The sequence below is a fragment of the Pontivivens marinum genome (assembly GCF_900231835.1).
Lineage (GTDB): Bacteria > Pseudomonadota > Alphaproteobacteria > Rhodobacterales > Rhodobacteraceae > Pontivivens > Pontivivens marinum.
Genome location: NZ_OCTN01000005.1, coordinates 20,351 through 36,339, shown reverse-complemented (window position 1 = coordinate 36,339; position 15,989 = coordinate 20,351). Strand labels below are relative to the sequence as shown.

Here is a 15,989-nt window from a genome sequence, read left to right as displayed (position 1 = left end):
TGAAGGAGAGAACACATGCTTTCGCCAAAGCGCACAAAGTTTCGCAAGCAGTTTAAAGGCCGTATCCACGGTGAAGCTAAGGGTGGTTCCACTCTTAACTTCGGCCAGTTCGGTCTGAAGGCAACAACACCTGAGCGTGTGACTGCCCGTCAGATCGAAGCAGCCCGTCGTGCAATGACGCGTCATATGAAGCGTCAGGGCCGTGTATGGATCCGCATTTTCCCGGATGTGCCTGTCACATCCAAGCCTACCGAAGTTCGGATGGGTAAGGGTAAAGGTTCGGTGGATTACTGGGCTGCCAAGGTTAAGCCTGGCCGTGTAATGTTCGAGATCGACGGTGTTTCCGAGACCGTCGCACGTGAGGCACTTCGCCTTGCCGCGATGAAGCTCCCGGTTAAGTGCCGTTTCATCGAGCGTGAAGACTGGTAAGACCGTCTAAATCGTATTCAGAGAAAGGCCCCTGTCCAGCGACAGGGGCCTTTTTCGTTTCGAAAAGTTGAGCTGCCGGATGCTGGATTGCGCCACAAATTGAAACATTTGAGCCTGTTGTCACGCAGAGCTTGCTATCTGCATGATTCCCCCGTATTGCGACCGCTCAATCATTGAATCCACCGGAATCAGTGTCACCCAAGTTTTGGGCACTCCGGTGATGTTTGAAAGGAAGACGGCATGAACGCCGCTGAACTACGCGATAAGACGCCTGATGAGCTGCGTGAGCAGCTTGTTGCGCTGAAAAAGGAGGCCTTCAACCTCCGCTTCCAGGGTGCCACTGGCCAACTGGAAAACACTGCACGTATCCGCACCGTCCGTCGTGACGTTGCACGTGTTAAGACCGTACTGAACCAGAAAGCCGCAGCCGCGGCCGGCGAGGAGTGATCGATGCCTAAGCGTATTCTTACCGGCGTTGTGACCAGCGACAAAAACGAGCAGACCATCACGGTCCAGGTCGAGCGTCGCACCACGCACCCGCTGTTTCACAAGGTGATCCGTTCGTCCAAGAAGTATCGGGCGCACGACGAGAACAACACGTACAAGATCGGCGACCAAGTTCGCATTATCGAGTGTGCGCCGCGTTCCAAGACGAAGCGTTGGGAAGTTTTTGCTGACACCGCGTCGGCAGAGTAACCAATTTAAACGAAACCGTGGGGACGTTCCCCACAGGTCGGGAGACAACCTATGATTCAGGTAGAGACAAACCTGGATGTCGCTGACAACTCTGGCGCTCGCCGGGTTCAGTGCATCAAGGTTCTCGGCGGGTCCAAGCGTAAGTACGCTTCCGTCGGCGACATCATTGTCGTGTCCGTGAAAGAGGCTATTCCTCGGGGCCGTGTTAAGAAAGGTGACGTCCGCAAGGCCGTTGTCGTTCGCACAGCCAAGGAAGTACGCCGCGATGACGGTACGGCTATCCGTTTTGACCGCAATGCTGCGGTGATCTTGAACACAGCAGGCGAGCCCGTCGGCACCCGGATCTTCGGACCGGTTGTACGTGAGTTGCGCGCTAAGAACTTCATGAAGATCATCTCGCTTGCGCCGGAGGTGCTGTAAGATGGCTGCTAAACTCCGCAAAGGCGACAAGGTCGTCGTGCTGACCGGCAAGGATAAGGGTCGTGAGGGTGAAATCACCCAGATGCTCCCCCAGGCTGGTAAGGCACTCGTGTCGGGCGTGAACGTTGCAATCCGCCACACACGCCAGACGCAGGACGCACAGGGCGGCCGGATCTCGAAAGAGATGCCGATCCAACTGAGCAACATCGCGCTGGTTGATCCTAAAGATGGCGGCGCAACTCGTGTTGGCTTCCGCATGGAAGACGGCAAGAAAGTGCGTTTCGCAAAGAAATCCGGGGAGACGATCAATGCTTGATGCTGCGACTTATACCCCGCGTCTCAAGACGCAATACTTGGACACCATCCGTGCCGCTCTGAAGGAAGAGTTTTCCTACAAGAACGACATGCAGATCCCGCGTCTGGACAAAATCGTCCTGAACATGGGTGTTGGTGAGGCGGTTGCCGACTCCAAGAAGATCAAGTCAGCCCATGACGATCTGATGAAGATCGCTGGTCAGAAGCCGGTCATCACCAAAGCCAAGAAATCCATCGCTGGTTTCAAGGTTCGTGAAGAGATGCCTTTGGGTGTCAAAGTCACGATCCGTGGCGACCGTATGTATGACTTCATGGATCGTCTCATCACCGTGGCTCTGCCGCGTGTTCGCGATTTCCGTGGCGTTTCGGGCAAGAGCTTTGACGGTCGTGGCAACTACGCCATGGGCCTGAAAGAGCACATCGTGTTCCCTGAGATTAACTTCGACCAAGTTGATCAGATGTGGGGCATGGATATCGTGATTTGCACCAATGCAAAGACCGATGCCGAAGCAAAGGCACTGTTGAAGCAATTCAACATGCCGTTCACAAGCTGAGCCGCGGAGTCCTGATATGGCAAAGAAATCCATGATCGAGCGGCAAAAAAAGCGCGAGCGTCTCGTTGCTAAATATGCCGACAAGCGTGCGGAGCTTAAGGCCCGTGCCAATGATGAGTCTCTGGAGCGCTCTGAGCGTTTCAAGGCGCGGATGCAGCTCGCTAAACTGCCCCGCAACTCGTCGCCAACCCGTCTCAACAACCGCTGCGAAATTACCGGTCGCCCACGCGCTTACTACCGTAAGTTGCGTATGAGCCGGATCGCGCTGCGGGATTATGCCTCGATTGGGCAGATCCCCGGCATGGTTAAGTCCAGCTGGTAAGGGGGATTTAAAATGTCTATGAACGATCCTCTCGGCGATATGCTGACCCGCATTCGCAACTCTCAGATGCGTGGCAAATCCTCCGTGGTTTCGCCTGCGTCCAAGGTTCGCGCTTGGGTGCTCGATGTTCTGGTTGCTGAGGGCTATGTCCGCGGCTACGAGCCCATCACCGGTGCAGACGGCCACCCGGCCCTGCGCATCGAGCTGAAATATTTCGACGGCGTTCCGGTTATCCGGGAACTGAAGCGCGTTTCGACCCCTGGTCGTCGTGTGTATTCGGGCGTCAAGGACATCCCGCAGGTCCGTCAGGGCCTCGGTGTGGCCATCGTTTCCACCCCGCGCGGCGTTATGTCCGACGCGCAGGCACGCTCCGCTAACGTTGGCGGCGAAGTGCTCTGCACCGTATTCTAAGGAAGGGTAGACAATGTCTCGTATCGGGAAAAAACCGATCGACCTTCCCGGTGGCGTTAGCGCTACCGTCTCGGGTCAGACGATCGAAGTGAAGGGGCCGAAAGGCGTCCGCTCCTTCACCGCAACCGACGATGTCGATTTGCGGGTTGAAGACAACACGGTTTCCGTTGCTCCGCGTGGCAAGTCCAAGCGTGCACGGCAGCAGTGGGGTACGTCGCGAACTCAGGTTGCAAACCTGGTTCAGGGCGTCACCACCGGCTTCAAGAAAGAGCTTGAGATCAACGGTGTTGGTTATCGTGCAGCAGTACAGGGCAAGGTCCTGAAACTGTCGCTCGGCTACAGCCACGACGTCGATTTCGACATCCCTGAGGGTGTTACGGTTACGGCGACCAAGCCAACCGAACTCACCGTTGAGGGCATCGACCAGCAAGTGGTCGGGCAGGTCGCGGCGAATATCCGCGAATGGCGCAAACCCGAACCTTACAAAGGTAAAGGCATCAAATACAAAGATGAATTTATCTTCCGTAAGGAAGGCAAGAAGAAGTAAGGAGCGTATCACATGGCAAATACCAAGCGTGATCTGTTCCAGAAGCGCCGCCTGCGCGTCCGGAACAAACTGCGGAAGACGGCTAATGGCCGTCCCCGTTTGAGCGTCCACCGCTCGTCCAAGAACATTTCGGTGCAGATCATCGATGACGTTCAGGGCGTAACTCTGGCAGCGGCTTCCACTTTGGAGCCGGGTCTGGGTGTTGTGGGCAAGAACAACATCGAAGCGTCCACAAAGGTCGGCGCCGCGATTGCCGAGCGGGCGAAGGAAAAGGGCATTGATGTCGTTTACTTCGACCGTGGTGGCTTCCTGTTCCACGGGAAAGTCAAAGCGCTCGCGGATGCTGCCCGCGAGGGCGGACTGAAGTTCTAAGGAGGCGATAATGGCACGTGAAGATAATCGCCGGGGCGGTCGCGATCGCGATGAGAACCCGGAATTCGCCGATCGCCTCGTAGCGATCAATCGGGTTTCCAAGACGGTGAAGGGTGGTAAGCGCTTCGGCTTTGCAGCTCTCGTCGTTGTTGGGGACCAGAAGGGTCGCGTAGGCTTCGGTAAGGGTAAAGCCCGCGAAGTACCTGAGGCGATCCGTAAGGCAACCGAGGCAGCAAAGCGGTCGATGATCCGCGTTCCGCTGCGCGAGGGCCGGACGCTGCACCACGACATGCAGGGCCGTCACGGCGCTGGTAAGGTTGTGATGCGGACTGCTCCACAGGGTACCGGCATCATTGCTGGTGGTCCTATGCGCGCAGTGTTCGAGATGTTGGGAATTCAGGACGTTGTGGCAAAATCCACAGGTTCGCAGAACCCATACAACATGATCCGCGCTACGCTGGACGGTCTGAACAAGGAATCTTCTCCTCGTCAGGTTGCACAGCGTCGTGGCAAAAAGGTTGGCGACATCCTCGGCACGCCTGAAGCGGCTCCTGTTGAAGTTGAAGAGACGGTGGAGGCATAAATCATGGCAACTATCGTAGTTAAGCAAATCGGTTCGCCGATTCGCCGCCCAAAGGACCAGCTGGCTACGCTGAAGGGTCTGGGCCTCAACAAGATGAACAAGACACGTGAGCTGGAGGATACTCCTTCGGTTCGCGGCATGATCGCGAAATTGCCCCACATGGTGCAGATCGTCGAAGAGAAGGCATAAGCCTTCGTCATGTTAGCATTGAGAGCGCCCCGACATTGTTCGGGGCGTTTTCGTTTGTGTTGTTCCTCTTGCCCATTACACGGACAGGACGTATAGCCACGCGGTGGCATTGTGCCAATTTACGAATCTATCAACGCCGTGGTCCCCGTTTCTCGCTCGGTGGGCGTATCCGGCAATAGGAGAGCGACATGAAACTGAATGAACTGCGCGATAACGAAGGCGCAACGAAATCCAAGAAGCGCATCGGTCGTGGCCCCGGCTCCGGCAAGGGTAAGATGGGTGGACGTGGTATCAAGGGTCAGAAGTCCCGGTCCGGTGTAGCCATCAATGGTTACGAGGGCGGCCAGATGCCACTCTACCAGCGTCTGCCCAAGCGCGGCTTCAACGTTCCTAACCCGAACAAGTATGCTGTTGTTAACGTTGGTCTGATCCAGAAATTCATCGACGCTGGCAAACTGGACGCATCGGCTGAGATCACAGAGGATGCACTGGTTGCATCCGGTCTGGTCCGTCGCAAGCTGGACGGTGTTCGGGTTCTGGCAAAGGGTGACATCACCTCTGCGGTGAAGCTCAGCATCACCGGCGCATCCAAGGGTGCGGTGGAAGCAGTTGAGAAAGCGGGTGGCACTGTGACGATCACAGCTACGCCAGCGGACGCAGCAGCCACAGAATGATGGTTGTGGGAGCGCCCTGCGCCCATTACATCTATCAGTGAACTTTCGCGCCGCCTGAGCCATCCCGGTTCGGCGGCGCAATCATGGAGGGCCCCAAGATGGCATCCGCAGCGGAACAGATGGCCGCGAACATGAGCTGGAGCACCTTTGGCAAAGCCAAAGAGCTGCAACAGCGCATTTTGTTCGCCGTGGCCCTTCTCATTGTTTATCGCATTGGTACGTATATCCCGGTTCCGGGTATCGATACTGTGCAGCTACGCGAGTTTTTTGACAGCGCGCAGTCAGGCATTGGCGGCTTGGTGAATATGTTCACCGGTGGCGCGATCAGCCGGATGGCGGTCTTCTCGCTAGGCATTATGCCCTATATCTCGGCCTCGATTATTGTTCAGTTGCTGTCGTCCATGTGGCCACGCCTTGAACAGATCAAGAAAGAGGGCGAGCAGGGGCGTCGCAAGATCAACCAATACACCCGTTATGGTACAGTTCTGCTGGCGCTGTTCCAAGGGTACGGCATCGCTGTTGGTCTTGAAACCGGCGGCCTCGCGCTCGATCCTGGCTGGTTCTTCCGTGCCTCAACAGTGATTACGCTGGTTGGCGGCACAATGTTCCTGATGTGGCTGGGTGAGCAAATTACCGCACGCGGCATCGGTAACGGTATTTCGCTGATCATCTTCGTTGGCATCATTGCCGAGTTGCCCGCCGCTGTGGCGCAATTCTTTGAGGCTGGCCGCACAGGTGCGATTAGCGCTGGTGTGGTGATCGGCGTCATTCTGATGTCTATCGCAGTGATCGCATTCGTTGTGTTCATGGAGCGTGCTCTGCGTAAGGTGCACATTCAGTATCCACGCCGTCAGGTTGGCAATAAGATGTATGGTGGTGAGAGCTCTCACCTGCCGATCAAGCTGAACCCGGCTGGCGTTATCCCTGCGATTTTCGCGTCCTCACTGCTGCTGTTGCCGCAAACTGTCGCGACATTCTCGGCCGGTGGTGGCACTGGCGTGCTGAGCTACATTTCGGCCTATCTCGGTCGTGGACAACCTCTGAACTTGCTGTTCTTCGGTGGCATGATCGTGTTCTTCGCTTATTTCTACACAGCGAATGTGGCGTTTAAGACTGAAGAAGTTGCGGATAACCTCAAGAAACAAGGCGGCTTCGTGCCTGGTCTGCGCCCGGGTAAGCGTACAGCGGAATATCTCGACTATGTCGTGTCCCGCCTGCTGGTTATCGGTTCGGGCTATCTGGTCGCGGTTTGCCTGTTGCCAGAGATCCTGATCTCGCAATTGTCCGTGCCGTTCTACTTCGGCGGTACATCGCTGTTGATCGTTGTTTCGGTGTCGATGGACACAGTTAGCCAAATCCAGAGCCATATGCTTGCGCACCAGTACGAAAGCTTGATTGAAAAATCCAAGCTGAGTGGTAAAGGTGCCCGCAAGAAAAAACCACTGGGACGTCACTGATGAATATTATCCTGCTTGGCCCACCGGGTGCTGGTAAAGGCACACAAGCTCGTACTCTGGTTGAAGAGCGTGGGCTGGTTCAGCTCTCGACCGGCGACATGCTGCGCGCAGCAAAGAGCTCCGGCACGGAAATGGGCAACCTTGTTGCGGACGTAATGGCGCGCGGTGATCTGGTCACTGATGAGATCGTTATCGGCCTGATCGAGGAGCGTCTGAATAGTGATGAGGGCGGCAACGGCTTCATCTTTGACGGCTTCCCCCGCACCTTGGCACAGGCTGATGCATTGGGCGAGTTGCTGGCAAAGCACGGTAAGACTCTGGACGATGTTGTTGAAATGCGTGTGAATGACGATGCGCTGGTCGCACGCGTCACGGGCCGTTCGACCTGTGCTGATTGTGGTGAGGTTTACCACGATGAGACGCGTCCGGTTCCTGCGGATGGTAAGTGCATCAAATGTGGCGGTACGACCTTTACCCGCCGCGCGGATGATAATGAGGAGTCGATGCGCAATCGGCTGCTGACTTATTACCGTGAGACATCGCCGCTGATCGGGTATTATTACGCAAATGAGAAGTTGCGCTCGATCGACGGCCTCGGCCCAATCGATGAGGTTAAGGCCCGAGTAGACGGTGCACTTTCTGCTTAAGCAGAAAGCTTACTTACAAGCATTGACGCGCTTTACAGTTCCGCTATAAAGCCGCCTTCCCTACACACAGGGGAATCAGATTCTACGGGATCTGTCTATCGGGACCATCGGCTGTTATGGCGGTGGTCCTTCGTTGTGAAAAAAGGTTCTGGTGTCACGGAACCGCAACCGGACTGGAGAATATCCTTGGCGCGTATTGCAGGCGTTAACATCCCGACCAACAAGCAGGTGCAGATCGCTCTCACCTACGTACACGGCATTGGCCGTTCCTCCGCCGTTGAGATTTGTGAAGCGACTGGCATTGCGCCAACGACTCGCGTCAACGAACTCAGCGATGCGGATGCCCTGAAACTGCGCGAGCACATCGACGCGAACTTCACCGTAGAGGGTGATCTTCGTCGTGAAAACTCGATGAACGTAAAGCGTCTGATGGACCTTGGCTGCTATCGCGGTCTGCGTCATCGTCGTGGTCTGCCAGTACGCGGTCAGCGTACCAGCACCAACGCTCGCACCCGCAAAGGCCCTGCAAAGGCCATTGCTGGCAAGAAGAAATAAGGAGGCTTAAACATGGCTCGTGAAAAAGTACGCGCGAAGAAAAAAGTCTCCAAGAATATCTCGGCAGGCGTCGCACACGTAAACTCTTCGTTCAACAACACGAAGATCCTCATCTCCGACGCGCAGGGCAATGCAATTGCATGGTCCTCGTCCGGCACGATGGGCTTCAAAGGCTCGCGTAAATCCACACCTTATGCTGCACAGGTTGCTGCTGAGGATGCTGGTCGCAAGGCTCAGGAGCACGGTATGCGCACGCTCGACGTTGAGGTGCAGGGCCCAGGTTCCGGCCGTGAGAGCGCATTGCGTGCTCTGGCTGCTGTTGGCTTCACTATCACGGCGATCCGTGACGTGACACCAATCGCGCATAACGGATGCCGTCCGCCAAAGCGTCGCCGGGTTTAACCTTCGGCACTACAAATTCTGGGGTGCGTGCGGGCCAGACCTGCCCGCACTCCAACCCGTTTGAAGTCTACTTCGGACACGGTGAATCCCTCGGGCGTTCCCGGCAAAGGATCCGGCAGGGAACTGGTATGGAGGATATTAGATGATCCACAAGAACTGGCAGGCGCTCATCCGCCCGACCGGGCTTGAAATTAAGCCTGGAAATGACCCTAAGCGTTTTGCAACAGCCTCGGCTGAGCCGCTTGAGCGTGGCTTTGGCCTGACACTGGGCAATGCCCTGCGTCGCGTGCTGATGAGCTCGCTTCAGGGCGCCGCGATCACGTCCGTACAAATCGACGGCGTTCTGCATGAGTTTTCGTCCGTTGCTGGTGTGCGTGAAGACGTCACCGACATCGTTCTGAACCTCAAGGGTGTCGCGATTGCTATGGAAGTTGATGGACCTAAGCGTCTCTCGATCTCCGCAAAGGGCCCGGGCCTCGTTACTGCCGCCGACATTTCCGAGAGCGCAGGCATCGAGGTTCTGAACAAAGAGCACGTGATCTGTCACCTCGACGATGGTGCGTCTGTGTATATGGAACTGACCGTTGAAAACGGTAAGGGCTATGTTGCAGCGGACAAAAACCGTCCTGAGGATGCACCGATTGGCCTGATTTCGGTCGACGCGCTGTTCTCGCCTGTACGTAAAGTTAGCTACAAAGTGGAGCCAACCCGTGAGGGTCAGGTGCTCGACTATGATAAGCTGACGCTGAATGTCGAAACCGATGGTTCGATTTCCCCTGAGGACGCAGTTGCCTACGCAGCGCGCATTCTTCAGGATCAGCTCAACGTCTTCGTCAACTTTGACGAGCCTGAGGCCGCTACCCGCGCCGAGGAAGAGGAGGATCTGGAGTTCAACCCGCTTCTGCTCAAGAAAGTGGACGAGCTGGAATTGTCTGTGCGTTCGGCAAACTGCCTCAAGAACGACAACATCGTCTATATCGGCGATCTGATTCAGAAGACCGAAGCAGAAATGCTGCGCACGCCGAACTTCGGCCGCAAGTCCCTGAACGAGATCAAAGAAGTGCTGACCGGAATGGGCCTGCACCTCGGTATGGATATCGTAGATTGGCCGCCAGAGAATATCGAGGATCTGGCCAAGAAATACGAAGATCAGTTCTGATTTTTCGGGGGGCCTTCGGGCCCCCTAACGACTGGGCAATTCCGCCCCAAGGAGAGCGGCCACCACGCATGGACCGCCAGACAAAGCATAAAAGCGAAGAAGGAATAGAAATATGCGTCATGGTAATGGCTACCGTAAACTCAACCGGACCCACGAGCACCGGAAGGCTATGTTCTCGAACATGGCTGTGTCCTTGATCGAGCATGAGCAGATCAAGACAACGCTGCCTAAGGCGAAGGAAATGAAGCGCATCATCGACAAGCTGATTACGCTGGGCAAAAAGGGCGACCTGCACGGTCGTCGTCTGGCCCACGCCCAGCTGAAGCAGGATGCTGCTGTTGCAAAGCTGATGGACATCCTTGGGCCACGCTACAAGGACCGCAACGGCGGTTACGCACGCGTTCTCAAGGCTGGCTTCCGTTATGGCGACATGGCGCCAATGGCGATCATCGAGCTGGTTGACCGCGATGTGTCCGCAAAGGGCGCAAGCGACAAGGCTCGTCTGGCTGCTGAAGAAGCTGCTGAAGAGTAAATTTCACACGCATCTGATTAGGAAGAACCCGGCCAATGCGCCGGGTTTTTCGTTTCTGAACCATAGCCAAACGAAACTGAATTTGCGCATCACCGCTAAGCCGACTATCTGCTGGATATGGCCGATTTATTTGACTCATCGACGCCCGCCGGACGGGACATGCCGCGACCGCTTGCCGATCGGATGCGACCGGCCACCCTGTCGGATGTAATCGGGCAGGATCATGCGCTGGGGGCCGAGGGGCCGCTGGGAGCAATGCTGGCTGCGGGCAATCTTGGCTCCGTGATTTTCTGGGGCCCGCCGGGTGTTGGGAAAACAACGATCGCGCGACTGCTTGCCGCCGAAACCGATCTGACATTCGTGCAGATCAGTGCGATTTTCACCGGCGTGCCGGACCTGCGTAAAATCTTTGATGCTGCGAAAATCCGTCGTGCGAATGGCGGCGGTACGTTGCTGTTCGTGGACGAAATCCACCGGTTCAATAAGGCGCAACAGGACGGCTTTCTCCCCCATATGGAGGATGGAACCATTGTTCTGGTCGGAGCCACGACCGAAAATCCCAGCTTTGAACTGAACTCCGCTTTGCTCAGCCGTGCACAGGTCATCACACTAAAAAGGTTGGACCTGATCGCACTGGAAAAAATCCTGCAACGGGTGGAGCAGGAGGACGGCGCGCTACCGTTGGATGGTTATGCACGTGAAGCCCTAACCGAAATGGCGGATGGCGACGGGCGCGCTCTGCTCAACCTAACGGAACAGGTGTTGAGTTGGGGGGCGACCAAGCCTGTTGGCATTGATGCGCTGACATCGCGGCTCACCAGACGTGCCAGTAAATATGATAAATCAGGGGACGAGCATTACAACCTGATCTCCGCGCTGCATAAATCGGTGCGCGGGTCGGACCCTGACGCGGCGCTTTATTGGCTGGGGCGGATGTTGCAGGGCGGTGAGGATCCGCGATATCTGGCGCGCCGTATCACCCGAATGGCGGTGGAGGATATCGGCCTTGCCGATCCGCAAGCTCAAGCAATATGCCTGCAAAGTTGGGATACATATGAGAGGCTGGGCAGTCCTGAGGGTGAACTAGCGCTGGCGCAGTCTGTTATCTACCTCGCGCTGGCCCCGAAATCCAACGCGGCCTATGTCGCCTATAAGGCAGCGATGATTTCGGCCAAGGAATATGGCTCGGAACCACCGCCAAAACATATTCTCAACGCCCCAACCCGTCTGATGAAGGATGAGGGTTACGGCGTCGGCTATAACTATGATCACAACGCCGAGGATGGGTTTTCGGGGCAGGATTACTTCCCCGAAACCATGAAGCGCGGCGTGTATTACGTGCCTGTCGAACGGGGTGCAGAACGCGAGTTGAAAAAACGCGTGGATTATTTCGCCAAACTACGCGCGCGCCGTAACGAAACGAGCTGACATGGCGGGCCGCGCCCCTTGAATTTGAGGTAATGGCGGGCGTAGACAGGCGCATGAATAAGTCAGTGATATTAACATGATTTGGGTCGTTGCCCTCGGTGGTGCAATCGGCGCGTCCATGCGCTATTTGGCGGGTCGTCTGGCCATTCGAATAGGTGTTTCGGATTTCGCCTCGGTGACGCTTTGCATCAATGTGCTCGGCTCATTCCTGATGGGCATGGCGGCGATCTGGCTGGTGCGGCGGGGCGTTGGCAACGCACAGCTCTCATTGTTTCTAACCACAGGGCTGCTGGGCGGCTTCACGACATTCTCAACATTTTCCCTCGATCTGATGCGCTTGATCGAAGAGGGCCGCTTTGGTCTGGCCGGAGGGTACGCGAGCGCGAGCCTCGTGCTGGGTCTCGGAGCGATATTTGCAGGCGCAGCGGTAGCGAGGACGATTTTCACATGAGCGGCGTACAAACAATAACCCTGGATTCCGAGGCGGAGGGCCAGCGGCTGGATCGTTGGATCCGCAAAAGCTTTCCCCAGATCACACAGGGGCGCATCGAAAAGATGTGTCGTAAGGGTGAGGTTCGCATTGATGGTGGTCGTGTAAAATCGAACACCCGACTGGCCGAGGGGCAGGTTTTACGCCTGCCGCCGCTGCCCACGAATGAAGCACCTGCCGTTCATAACCGCCCGCTGGTCAGTGAGGCGGACACACGGATGATCCGCGAAGCCGTGATGTGGAAGGACGAGCACATGATCGTCCTGAACAAACCGGCCGGTTTGGCGGTGCAGGGCGGCTCGGGACAAACCCGTCACATTGACGGCATGGCAGAGGCGTTGCGCTTTGACGCCGATGCGCCGCCCCGTTTGGTGCACCGTCTGGATCGCGACACATCCGGTGTGCTGATTATGGCCCGCACAGGGCGCGCGGCTGCGGCCCTCGCCCGTGGTTTTCAGGCGCGCCGCACGCGCAAGATCTATTGGAGCGTGGTTGCTGGCATGCCTCACCCACGCGCCGGTACGATCCGCTACGGTTTGGTTAAGGCCGGTGGTCATGGCCCGAATGGCGCGGGTGAGAAGATGGTCGCCGTCCATCCCGACCATGTTGACCGGACGGAGGGCGCCAAACGTGCCGTTTCTGATTACATGGTGATGGAGGGCGCAGGTCAGCGCGCCGCGTGGGTTGCCCTGTCGCCAATTACCGGCCGTACCCATCAGTTGCGCGCACATATGGCGGAGATCGGGCACCCGATCATTGGCGACGGTAAATATGGTGGCAACAGCCAAACCAATGATGGTGATGGCTGGGGTGCGCAATTGGGCGGGGCGATCAGCCGTAAGCTGCACCTGCATGCCCGCTTCGTATTTATCGAACATCCGATGGATGGCTCGAAGTTGAGCTTTACCGCGCCACTGCCCGAACATATGGCCCGCACTTGGGAGACATTCGGCTGGGAAACCAGGGGCGTTTCCGGCGATCCGTTCGAGGATCTTGAATGAAGCTCGCAATCTTTGACATGGATGGCACGCTGATCGACTCACAGGTGTTGATCGTCGGGGCCATGGCGGCTGCATTTGAACAGATGGGTCTGACGGTGCCCAGCCGCGATGCTGTCCTGTCCATCGTGGGGCTTAGCTTGCCACAGGCAATGACCCGCTTGGCCCCGGTTGAGGTTGATGCAGCAGGTATTGTCGCCCTAACAGATGCCTACCGCGCTGAATTTGTTGCTCAACGGGCCGCAACCGGTGGTGAAGCATCCGTTCCGCTCTATCCCGGTGCGTTGGCCGCGTTGCAGGGCTTGGCCGATGCGGGCTGGCAGCTGGGTGTGGCGACTGGAAAGGCACGGCGCGGCGTCGATCACGTCTTTGCCGCCCACGATATTGGCCGGTTTTTCACAACCATTCAAACTGCGGACGGGCATCCATCAAAGCCGCACCCATCCATGGTTCATACTGCCTTGGCCGAGAGCGGCGTGGCGGCTGATGCTGCCGTTATGATTGGTGACACGACATTTGATATCGAGATGGGGCGCGCCGCAGGCGTGCGCAGTATCGGCGTGTCGTGGGGCTATCATCCTGATGAGGACCTGCGCACCGCCGGAGCCTCGGATATTTTGACACATTTCGACCAATTGGTGCCGTTGCTGACATGAGTGAATGGAAAAAAAAGCGGTTCTGGAAAGAAACCGCAGTTGAGCCGCGCGATGGTGGATTTGCCGTCACGCTAGACGGTCGTGGCATTCGCACGCCGGGTAAAACGCCCTTGATCGTGCCTGCGCAGGCGCTTGCCAATGGAATCGCCGCGGAATGGGCCGCGCAGGAGGAAGCGGTCCGCCCCGATACGATGCCGCTGACCCGTGCTGCGAACTCCACCTTGGACAAGGTACTGCCCCAGCGCAGCGCCGTTGTTGAAATGCTGGCCGATTACGGCGGTACGGATTTGCTGTGCTATCGTGCCGAGGGGCCGGAAAGCTTGGTTCGTGAGCAAAACCAGCATTGGGAACCCCACCTCGTCTGGGCGACTGAGGCCCTGAACGCGCCCTTGCTGCGGATCGTTGGCCTGATCCCGCATCCACAACCGGAAAGCTCATTGCAGGTTTTGCGTGATGCAACCGATGCTCTGGATCCGTTTGTGCTGACGGCGTTTCATGATTTCGTGACCTTGCCGGGCAGCCTGATCCTTGGCTTTGCCCTGCTTGAGGGGCGCATCGATGCGGCAGAGGCGATTCGCCTGTCCGAACTGGACGCGCTGTGGCAGGAACAATTCTGGGGCGCGGATGATGAGGCAATCGCCAATCGCACGCGCAAGGTTACGGCGTTGCAGGAGGCGTGCAGCTTCCTCAATCTCGTTCGGGAGTAATTGATATGGTTCGTTTCGTTGATTCAGTTGATGAATTGCCCACACGTGAAACCATCGCATCGATGAGTGGGCTGGAATTTATTCAGTCTATTCAACGCGGTGATCTGCCATCCCCGCCAATTGCACGCACAGTCGGCTATTGGATGGAGGAGGCGGTCGAGGGCAAGGTAACCTTCCGCGCCAAGCCAAGTTTCGACGTGATGAACCCCATTGGCAGCGTCCATGGCGGCTGGTTTGGCACCCTGCTGGACAGTTGCATGGCCTGTGCGATCCAGACCTGTTTGCCCAAGGGGCAGGGCTATACCACCTTGGAATATAAGATAAATATCATCCGCCCGCTCTTTGCACATTCCGGTGAAGTGCGCGCAATCGGTCAGGCCAGCCATGTTGGCCGCAAGACCGGAATCTCCGAGGGACGGATCGTCGGGGTCGAGGACGGAAAGCTATACGCAACCGGCTCCACCACCTGCATGGTCTTTGATTTATAGCGGCGGCAAAAAGCCGAAGCTTGCTAAAATAGCCTGCGCATCAGTGCTGCGCAGGTAATCCGCGAAATCGGTTCCGGCGGGCGATAAAACCAGCGCCTCATACCGGATCGGATCATGGGTTTCGGCGGCAATAGGGTCGGTGAACAGTTGTGGATAGGCTATCGCATCGGTTGCATAGGTAATCCCCACCGGCGCGTGCCCCCTGACAACCCAACCAAGCGCATCCCGCACATTGGTGGCGAGGATGACGCGCCCCTCAATATCCAGCCAAAAGCCCATAGATTGCAGGCTTTGCCGTGCGTAACTGCCAGCGGGCACAGAATCAGGATCGGCCAGCGCGATGCGTTGTTGTTGTGCAATTGCCTGCTGGGCGGGGTCGGCATTTAGCGAAACCCAGATCAGCGAATTGCTCGCGATGACCTGTGAGGACAGGCCGAAATCTCTGTCCTGCAACCATCGAACCCATTCAGGATTGGCGCTGATATATATGTCCGCTGGCACTCCTTGCTGTACCTGACGGGCGAGCAGGCCGCTGCCGGCGAGGACGGTGCTGATCTGAATGTCGGGGTTCGCGTCGGAAAACCCATCGCTCAATGCCTCAATCACCTCAGTCATCGATGCGGCAGCAAGGATTCTAACTGATTCGGAGCGCGACTCGCCTGCGGTCAGGAGGGCGATTGTGCTGGCTACAATTATGATTGCTGCGTGACGAAACGACATGATGCGGGCCAACCTTTGTGAAAGTGTCAAAAAATATTTTATCGCTCGCGGTTCGAAGCCGCCATAGCGCAGGCGCATAACTGAGATGTAGCTTCGGGTATGGTTAGTTAGGACAGCTCAACTGACCCATCACTTCTGATGATGATATCCAACACGAATTTTGGTCGATGCACTGTCTGTGTTAAGCAATGTATCCGCTGCGCGGGCCGATCTGTAAATCGAGCAGCACACGTATAGG

The 15,989-nt window shown here is 56.9% G+C and carries 26 protein-coding genes; 25 read left to right on the top strand and 1 reads right to left on the bottom strand.

The window, feature by feature from the left end; genetic code table 11:
* The first annotated feature begins 15 nt into the window (after window positions 1-15).
* The 25 genes from rplP (at window position 16) to CR254_RS12165 (ending at window position 15,031) form a co-directional block, all read left to right on the top strand.
* Window positions 16-429 carry a 50S ribosomal protein L16 gene (gene rplP / locus CR254_RS12285; RefSeq protein WP_097930420.1) on the top strand — a complete coding sequence of 138 codons (414 nt, stop codon included), beginning with the start codon at window positions 16-18 and terminating at the stop codon, window positions 427-429.
* Between the two features lie 240 nt (window positions 430-669).
* Window positions 670-876: a 50S ribosomal protein L29 gene (rpmC, locus tag CR254_RS12280; RefSeq protein WP_097930418.1), complete on the top strand. Its 207-nt coding sequence runs from the start codon at window positions 670-672 to the stop codon at window positions 874-876.
* A 3-nt stretch (window positions 877-879) separates the two neighbouring features.
* Window positions 880-1,125 carry a 30S ribosomal protein S17 gene (gene rpsQ / locus CR254_RS12275; protein WP_097930416.1) on the top strand — a complete coding sequence of 82 codons (246 nt, stop codon included), beginning with the start codon at window positions 880-882 and terminating at the stop codon, window positions 1,123-1,125.
* Between the two features lie 51 nt (window positions 1,126-1,176).
* Entirely contained in the window at window positions 1,177-1,545 is a 369-nt protein-coding gene (gene rplN, locus CR254_RS12270) for a 50S ribosomal protein L14 (protein ID WP_097930406.1), read from the top strand.
* 1 nt (window position 1,546) lies between these two features.
* Complete coding sequence (gene rplX, locus CR254_RS12265) at window positions 1,547-1,861, top strand: 50S ribosomal protein L24 (RefSeq protein ID WP_097930404.1); 315 nt, start codon at window positions 1,547-1,549, stop codon at window positions 1,859-1,861.
* Window positions 1,854-2,414, top strand: a complete 561-nt coding sequence (gene rplE, locus CR254_RS12260; RefSeq protein ID WP_097930402.1) for a 50S ribosomal protein L5 — start codon at window positions 1,854-1,856, stop codon at window positions 2,412-2,414. The genes rplX and rplE overlap by 8 nt, the downstream gene beginning before the upstream one ends.
* 16 nt (window positions 2,415-2,430) lie before the next feature.
* Window positions 2,431-2,736 (top strand): 30S ribosomal protein S14, encoded by a 306-nt coding sequence (rpsN, locus tag CR254_RS12255; RefSeq protein WP_097930400.1) that lies wholly within the window; start codon window positions 2,431-2,433, stop codon window positions 2,734-2,736.
* A gap of 12 nt (window positions 2,737-2,748) precedes the next feature.
* A complete protein-coding gene (gene rpsH / locus CR254_RS12250) occupies window positions 2,749-3,147 on the top strand; it encodes a 30S ribosomal protein S8 (RefSeq protein WP_180955984.1) in 399 nt (132 codons plus the stop codon).
* Window positions 3,148-3,160: 13 nt separating this feature from the next.
* Complete coding sequence (gene rplF, locus CR254_RS12245) at window positions 3,161-3,694, top strand: 50S ribosomal protein L6 (RefSeq protein WP_097930398.1); 534 nt, start codon at window positions 3,161-3,163, stop codon at window positions 3,692-3,694.
* Between the two features lie 12 nt (window positions 3,695-3,706).
* Window positions 3,707-4,066: a 50S ribosomal protein L18 gene (gene rplR / locus CR254_RS12240; RefSeq protein ID WP_097930397.1), complete on the top strand. Its 360-nt coding sequence runs from the start codon at window positions 3,707-3,709 to the stop codon at window positions 4,064-4,066.
* Window positions 4,067-4,076: 10 nt separating this feature from the next.
* Complete coding sequence (rpsE, locus tag CR254_RS12235; protein ID WP_097930395.1) at window positions 4,077-4,649, top strand: 30S ribosomal protein S5; 573 nt, start codon at window positions 4,077-4,079, stop codon at window positions 4,647-4,649.
* A complete protein-coding gene (rpmD, locus tag CR254_RS12230) occupies window positions 4,650-4,838 on the top strand; it encodes a 50S ribosomal protein L30 (protein ID WP_097930393.1) in 189 nt (62 codons plus the stop codon). It abuts the gene before it with no gap.
* A 188-nt stretch (window positions 4,839-5,026) separates the two neighbouring features.
* Entirely contained in the window at window positions 5,027-5,512 is a 486-nt protein-coding gene (rplO, locus tag CR254_RS12225; protein ID WP_097930391.1) for a 50S ribosomal protein L15, read from the top strand.
* A gap of 98 nt (window positions 5,513-5,610) precedes the next feature.
* On the top strand, window positions 5,611-6,969 hold the full coding sequence (gene secY / locus CR254_RS12220; protein ID WP_097930389.1) for a preprotein translocase subunit SecY: 1,359 nt from the start codon (window positions 5,611-5,613) through the stop codon (window positions 6,967-6,969).
* On the top strand, window positions 6,969-7,616 hold the full coding sequence (locus CR254_RS12215) for an adenylate kinase (RefSeq protein ID WP_097930387.1): 648 nt from the start codon (window positions 6,969-6,971) through the stop codon (window positions 7,614-7,616). The genes secY and CR254_RS12215 overlap by 1 nt, the downstream gene beginning before the upstream one ends.
* 186 nt (window positions 7,617-7,802) lie before the next feature.
* A complete protein-coding gene (rpsM, locus tag CR254_RS12210) occupies window positions 7,803-8,171 on the top strand; it encodes a 30S ribosomal protein S13 (RefSeq protein ID WP_097930385.1) in 369 nt (122 codons plus the stop codon).
* Between the two features lie 12 nt (window positions 8,172-8,183).
* Window positions 8,184-8,573, top strand: coding sequence for a 30S ribosomal protein S11 (gene rpsK / locus CR254_RS12205; protein WP_097930383.1), 390 nt, complete (start codon window positions 8,184-8,186; stop codon window positions 8,571-8,573).
* Between the two features lie 142 nt (window positions 8,574-8,715).
* Window positions 8,716-9,732 (top strand): DNA-directed RNA polymerase subunit alpha, encoded by a 1,017-nt coding sequence (locus CR254_RS12200; RefSeq protein ID WP_097930382.1) that lies wholly within the window; start codon window positions 8,716-8,718, stop codon window positions 9,730-9,732.
* 112 nt (window positions 9,733-9,844) lie between these two features.
* Window positions 9,845-10,264, top strand: coding sequence for a 50S ribosomal protein L17 (gene rplQ, locus CR254_RS12195; RefSeq protein ID WP_097930380.1), 420 nt, complete (start codon window positions 9,845-9,847; stop codon window positions 10,262-10,264).
* A gap of 117 nt (window positions 10,265-10,381) precedes the next feature.
* Window positions 10,382-11,692, top strand: a complete 1,311-nt coding sequence (locus CR254_RS12190; RefSeq protein ID WP_097930378.1) for a replication-associated recombination protein A — start codon at window positions 10,382-10,384, stop codon at window positions 11,690-11,692.
* 76 nt (window positions 11,693-11,768) lie between these two features.
* On the top strand, window positions 11,769-12,143 hold the full coding sequence (crcB, locus tag CR254_RS12185; protein ID WP_097930377.1) for a fluoride efflux transporter CrcB: 375 nt from the start codon (window positions 11,769-11,771) through the stop codon (window positions 12,141-12,143).
* Window positions 12,140-13,183 carry an RluA family pseudouridine synthase gene (locus CR254_RS12180; RefSeq protein ID WP_097930375.1) on the top strand — a complete coding sequence of 348 codons (1,044 nt, stop codon included), beginning with the start codon at window positions 12,140-12,142 and terminating at the stop codon, window positions 13,181-13,183. The genes crcB and CR254_RS12180 overlap by 4 nt, the downstream gene beginning before the upstream one ends.
* On the top strand, window positions 13,180-13,836 hold the full coding sequence (locus CR254_RS12175; protein ID WP_097930373.1) for an HAD-IA family hydrolase: 657 nt from the start codon (window positions 13,180-13,182) through the stop codon (window positions 13,834-13,836). The genes CR254_RS12180 and CR254_RS12175 overlap by 4 nt, the downstream gene beginning before the upstream one ends.
* A complete protein-coding gene (locus CR254_RS12170; RefSeq protein WP_097930371.1) occupies window positions 13,833-14,543 on the top strand; it encodes an ATP12 family chaperone protein in 711 nt (236 codons plus the stop codon). Before CR254_RS12175 ends, CR254_RS12170 begins: the two co-directional genes overlap by 4 nt.
* A gap of 5 nt (window positions 14,544-14,548) precedes the next feature.
* The gene (locus tag CR254_RS12165; RefSeq protein WP_097930369.1) at window positions 14,549-15,031 is read left to right on the top strand and encodes a PaaI family thioesterase; all 483 of its coding nucleotides are present in this window, start codon (window positions 14,549-14,551) and stop codon (window positions 15,029-15,031) included.
* Here CR254_RS12165 and modA read toward each other — a convergent pair.
* Window positions 15,026-15,751: a molybdate ABC transporter substrate-binding protein gene (gene modA / locus CR254_RS12160; protein WP_281253003.1), complete on the bottom strand. Its 726-nt coding sequence runs from the start codon at window positions 15,749-15,751 to the stop codon at window positions 15,026-15,028. The genes CR254_RS12165 and modA overlap by 6 nt on opposite strands.
* Between the last annotated feature and the right edge of the window lie 238 nt (window positions 15,752-15,989).

Coding starts and splice junctions, on each gene's coding strand:
- rplP (WP_097930420.1), top strand. CDS start 16: ATGCTTTCGCCAAAGCGCACAAAGTTTCGCAAGCAGTTTAAAGGCCGT.
- rpmC (WP_097930418.1), top strand. CDS start 670: ATGAACGCCGCTGAACTACGCGATAAGACGCCTGATGAGCTGCGTGAG.
- rpsQ (WP_097930416.1), top strand. CDS start 880: ATGCCTAAGCGTATTCTTACCGGCGTTGTGACCAGCGACAAAAACGAG.
- rplN (WP_097930406.1), top strand. CDS start 1,177: ATGATTCAGGTAGAGACAAACCTGGATGTCGCTGACAACTCTGGCGCT.
- rplX (WP_097930404.1), top strand. CDS start 1,547: ATGGCTGCTAAACTCCGCAAAGGCGACAAGGTCGTCGTGCTGACCGGC.
- rplE (WP_097930402.1), top strand. CDS start 1,854: ATGCTTGATGCTGCGACTTATACCCCGCGTCTCAAGACGCAATACTTG.
- rpsN (WP_097930400.1), top strand. CDS start 2,431: ATGGCAAAGAAATCCATGATCGAGCGGCAAAAAAAGCGCGAGCGTCTC.
- rpsH (WP_180955984.1), top strand. CDS start 2,749: ATGTCTATGAACGATCCTCTCGGCGATATGCTGACCCGCATTCGCAAC.
- rplF (WP_097930398.1), top strand. CDS start 3,161: ATGTCTCGTATCGGGAAAAAACCGATCGACCTTCCCGGTGGCGTTAGC.
- rplR (WP_097930397.1), top strand. CDS start 3,707: ATGGCAAATACCAAGCGTGATCTGTTCCAGAAGCGCCGCCTGCGCGTC.
- rpsE (WP_097930395.1), top strand. CDS start 4,077: ATGGCACGTGAAGATAATCGCCGGGGCGGTCGCGATCGCGATGAGAAC.
- rplO (WP_097930391.1), top strand. CDS start 5,027: ATGAAACTGAATGAACTGCGCGATAACGAAGGCGCAACGAAATCCAAG.
- secY (WP_097930389.1), top strand. CDS start 5,611: ATGGCATCCGCAGCGGAACAGATGGCCGCGAACATGAGCTGGAGCACC.
- CR254_RS12215 (WP_097930387.1), top strand. CDS start 6,969: ATGAATATTATCCTGCTTGGCCCACCGGGTGCTGGTAAAGGCACACAA.
- rpsK (WP_097930383.1), top strand. CDS start 8,184: ATGGCTCGTGAAAAAGTACGCGCGAAGAAAAAAGTCTCCAAGAATATC.
- CR254_RS12200 (WP_097930382.1), top strand. CDS start 8,716: ATGATCCACAAGAACTGGCAGGCGCTCATCCGCCCGACCGGGCTTGAA.
- rplQ (WP_097930380.1), top strand. CDS start 9,845: ATGCGTCATGGTAATGGCTACCGTAAACTCAACCGGACCCACGAGCAC.
- CR254_RS12190 (WP_097930378.1), top strand. CDS start 10,382: ATGGCCGATTTATTTGACTCATCGACGCCCGCCGGACGGGACATGCCG.
- crcB (WP_097930377.1), top strand. CDS start 11,769: ATGATTTGGGTCGTTGCCCTCGGTGGTGCAATCGGCGCGTCCATGCGC.
- CR254_RS12180 (WP_097930375.1), top strand. CDS start 12,140: ATGAGCGGCGTACAAACAATAACCCTGGATTCCGAGGCGGAGGGCCAG.
- CR254_RS12175 (WP_097930373.1), top strand. CDS start 13,180: ATGAAGCTCGCAATCTTTGACATGGATGGCACGCTGATCGACTCACAG.
- CR254_RS12170 (WP_097930371.1), top strand. CDS start 13,833: ATGAGTGAATGGAAAAAAAAGCGGTTCTGGAAAGAAACCGCAGTTGAG.
- CR254_RS12165 (WP_097930369.1), top strand. CDS start 14,549: ATGGTTCGTTTCGTTGATTCAGTTGATGAATTGCCCACACGTGAAACC.
- modA (WP_281253003.1), bottom strand. CDS start 15,751: ATGTCGTTTCGTCACGCAGCAATCATAATTGTAGCCAGCACAATCGCC.